Source organism: Verminephrobacter aporrectodeae subsp. tuberculatae At4, from assembly GCF_000193225.1.
Classification (GTDB): domain Bacteria; phylum Pseudomonadota; class Gammaproteobacteria; order Burkholderiales; family Burkholderiaceae_C; genus Acidovorax; species Acidovorax aporrectodeae.
In genome coordinates this window covers 1-3326 of the sequence record NZ_AFAL01000111.1, presented here as the reverse complement: position 1 = coordinate 3326, position 3326 = coordinate 1, and the positions used below count along the sequence as shown (strand labels likewise).

Genomic DNA, 3326 nt, shown 5'->3' with positions numbered 1-3326 from the left:
AGCAGAACTCGGTGATTTTCTCTGGTGGATTTTTGGACCGCGCTGCTGCGCCACGAACATAAATATCGTTCCCTGACGAATAAACTGAATAAATATCGGGAATTGGAGTGCCGATATTGGTTTTTGTGTCGATGGACGTCTGAATTGACTTTCCGTCTTGTGCAAGACGATGTATCAGTAGCTTGTTGTCGTTTGCTCCAACCCATGCAATATGGCTTCCGGCTTCCAGCAAGTATCCTTTGATGGAAGCAATTCCATTGCTTTGGTGCAGTTTGGTGGACCACAGGATAGAGAGGTTTGCATCGCGTTTCTCCATGAATAACTGCTCGCCTATCCAGTAGCTGATGGCAATACCGCCATCTTTCAGCGCCGTTCCGATGGCCGCTATGCCGTTGAGTGGTGTGCGCGAAACAGGAGTCCCGGTAGCGGAATATTCGCGCAATTCCGCGCCAGGAGATGCGCTCTGGTCCTTGCTGTCACCATGGCGGTTGAATAGCGCAAAAACACGACCACGGCTTTCAAAGACACTCGATACCTCGCCGTTGCCATCATTGGCTTGGCTCAATATTTTCCGGTTCTTGAGGTCAGCACTGAAATACATGAGCACGGGCTGCTTGTTCATACTGGCTCCTGCGATAAAGTACCCGGCCTTGGACGATGCGCTTGCCCAGATGACGCCCACGTCGCTCAAGGGCAGCGACTTCCTGATGCCTGACAGGTTGGCCTGCAACTGGACCATGCTCCATTCACCCAAAAAATTCGCTCCGATTACCAAGGCGTTTTGCCATACGGATTCGGACACTGGCGTCAGTGCCATATAGTTGTCTGGCATTTTTATTTTTCTTGTTTCTCCCTTGGAGCGGCAATCCATTCCCCGCATCATTTGTGCATAGGGTCGATCTGCTTGCTGGGGGGTCATACTTTCTACGCCCAATTTTGCGTTTGCAGCATCAAGGGTTACCGCGAGGATAAAGAGGGTGCTTGTAAATTTTGACTTCATGATTTTGTTCTATTGAAATACAAAGTCGGAACCTGATTCCATACCTGATGCGGAATTTTCTGTGCAAATGCTGGCCATCGGGGTAGCAAGGCGGCCATGCCGAGAAAGTGTCGTTTTTTCATGCTCTGTACCAGTGGTTTCAAGAATCAGGTTGCTCTGTAAAGCAGAACTCGGTGACTTGCCCGGACGGGTCTGTGGATCGTCTTGCTACGCCACGAACATGAATATCATCTCCTGACGAATGAACTGAATAGATGTCGGGAATTGGAGCGCCAATATTGGTTTTTGTGTCGATGGACGTTTGAATTGATTTCCCGTCTTGTGCAAGGCGATGTATCAGTAGCTTGTCATCGTTTGCTCCAACCCATGCAATATGGCTTCCGGTTTCCAGCAGGTACCCTTTTCTGGAAGCGACTCCGCTGCGTTGATGCAGTTTGGTGGACCAAAGGGCGGAAAGATTGGCACCACGTTTTTCAATAAATAGTTGCTTGCCTATCCAGTAGCTGATGGCGATGCCGCCATCTTTCAGTGCCATTCCCGTGGCCGCCATGCCGTTGAGTGGCGTGCGTGAAACGGGAGCGCCGGTGGTGGAATACTCGCGCAGTTCCGCTCTGGGAGATGTGTTCGCGTCTTGATTTCTGAGATAACGGTTGAACAGTGAAAAATACGGCCTTTGCTTTCAAAGACGTTCGATACTTCACCGTTGTGGTCATCTGCTTGGCTGAGTGTCTTCTTGTTTTTTAGGTCAGCACTGAGGTAGATGAGCGTGGGGCGCTTGTCCACGCTGGTGCCCGCGATGAAGTAACCGGTCCGGGAAGTAGCACTGGCCCAGACGAATCCCATGTCGATCAAGGGCTGTGCCTGCCTGACACTCGACAGGTTGGCACTCAACTGAATCACGCTCCATTGCCCATGGAAATTCACGCCAGTCACCAGAGTGTTTTGCCTGATGGATTCAGACAGCGGCGCAAGAATCATATAAGTGTCCGGCGTCTTGATTTTTTTTGTTTTCCCTCGGGATATGCAGTTCATCTCCTGAAGTAGAAAGGAAGTCGCTGCCGTTCCGTTTGCGTTGAGTTGCTCGGCAGAGATCCAGTAGGATTTTCCATCCTTCAGATCGATCCGGGCGTATGGGCGAGTTGTTTGTTGGTGGTTTATGCTGTTGAGGATCAGCCCAGCACTTGAGGACTCAATACTGGCGGTAAAAAAGAAGATGACGATTTTTGCGTTTAATTTCACAATGCACTCCTTCTAGCAGCATTGACAATATTGCTGGCGACGCAAATTGAAAGCGCTTGATCCAAATTTCCTCAGTCCAGTGTGCATTTTTTCTGCGGCTAAAAGACAAGCATGTCGTGTATTAACGGAATTTTCTCCCAAGAGCCCTTTAAAAGTTGTTTCGTGATCGGCAGGAATCCCATTGCAAACGACCTGCATATCGGAGAGCATGTTGTTGTCGCAGACACTCTGGTCATTGGCGATACATGTCTGGTAGCATTTGTCATGAGATGAGCATGCACCAAAAAAACTGGATGAATTACCGATACCACCAGGGCCTGCGCCAGTTGGATTATTTCTGTCAGCATAAATGAATATACCAGAGAAAGCGGATAGTTTTACAATTTCCGGAGGCGTACTGCATCCATCAATGCAATAGGTTCGAGCCGAACCATTCTGCTCAACATGCACCACCGGATAATCATCATTTGCAGAGTGCTTTTGACCGACTTTGCATTGAGCCCATAGCTCATCGGGCTTGGCCTGGCTTTGTTGCATCTTTGTACACTCTTTTGAGTAAATATCCCAGTTGAATTTCTTATTCAGCTTTGTGTATTGCTTCTGCTGAATTTTGCTTATTTGTGTCACAGAATCCATGACGCAGCATTGCGTAGCGGAATTGACTACTCTGCTGGCGCAAAGGTCGCCATCGAAAATGGTGCAGTTATTTCTCTGTTCATATTCTCTCCTGGCTTCTGCGTTCCGAAAACAGAGATTCGCTGTGCACACGTTTAACGTGGGGGCTGGGGGAAACAGGGAGCAGTCCTGTGTGACGCCGCATTGCGCCCAAGATGCGCTGGCGATGAGAACCACCATCCATGCGATGGCTGCCTTGAAGCAGAGGAGCTTGCTCATGGCGCTACTACCGCGCCATGTGGCGCAACAGACGTTGGTGTGCTGCGCTGGCGCACGATGAGCCTGCATCTCGGCTGGCGAACAGCGAGCACCCGCACGGGCTTGAGCGGGCCGTCAGGGTGGGTGATTTCCAGATCGATCATGGCTGGCTGTGGCTTAGAAAGCGGGGAACAACCACTGGGTCTCGACCCAG

The 3326-nt window shown here is 50.2% G+C and carries 4 protein-coding genes; all 4 read right to left on the bottom strand.

Annotated elements, in window-relative coordinates; genetic code table 11:
- Positions 1-1000 (bottom strand): hypothetical protein (locus VTU_RS32485; protein WP_138927795.1); only part of this gene is annotated, 1000 nt, incomplete at its 3' end.
- A 139-nt stretch (positions 1001-1139) separates the two neighbouring features.
- Positions 1140-1535 (bottom strand): hypothetical protein, encoded by a 396-nt coding sequence (locus VTU_RS32480; RefSeq protein WP_138927794.1) that lies wholly within the window; start codon positions 1533-1535, stop codon positions 1140-1142.
- The gene (locus VTU_RS32475) at positions 1526-2239 is read right to left on the bottom strand and encodes a hypothetical protein (RefSeq protein ID WP_138927793.1); all 714 of its coding nucleotides are present in this window, start codon (positions 2237-2239) and stop codon (positions 1526-1528) included. The genes VTU_RS32480 and VTU_RS32475 overlap by 10 nt, the downstream gene beginning before the upstream one ends.
- A gap of 12 nt (positions 2240-2251) precedes the next feature.
- Positions 2252-3133, bottom strand: a complete 882-nt coding sequence (locus tag VTU_RS32470; RefSeq protein WP_138927792.1) for a hypothetical protein — start codon at positions 3131-3133, stop codon at positions 2252-2254.
- Between the last annotated feature and the right edge of the window lie 193 nt (positions 3134-3326).

Coding starts and splice junctions, on each gene's coding strand:
- VTU_RS32480 (WP_138927794.1), bottom strand. CDS start 1,535: ATGGCACTGAAAGATGGCGGCATCGCCATCAGCTACTGGATAGGCAAG.
- VTU_RS32470 (WP_138927792.1), bottom strand. CDS start 3,133: ATGAGCAAGCTCCTCTGCTTCAAGGCAGCCATCGCATGGATGGTGGTT.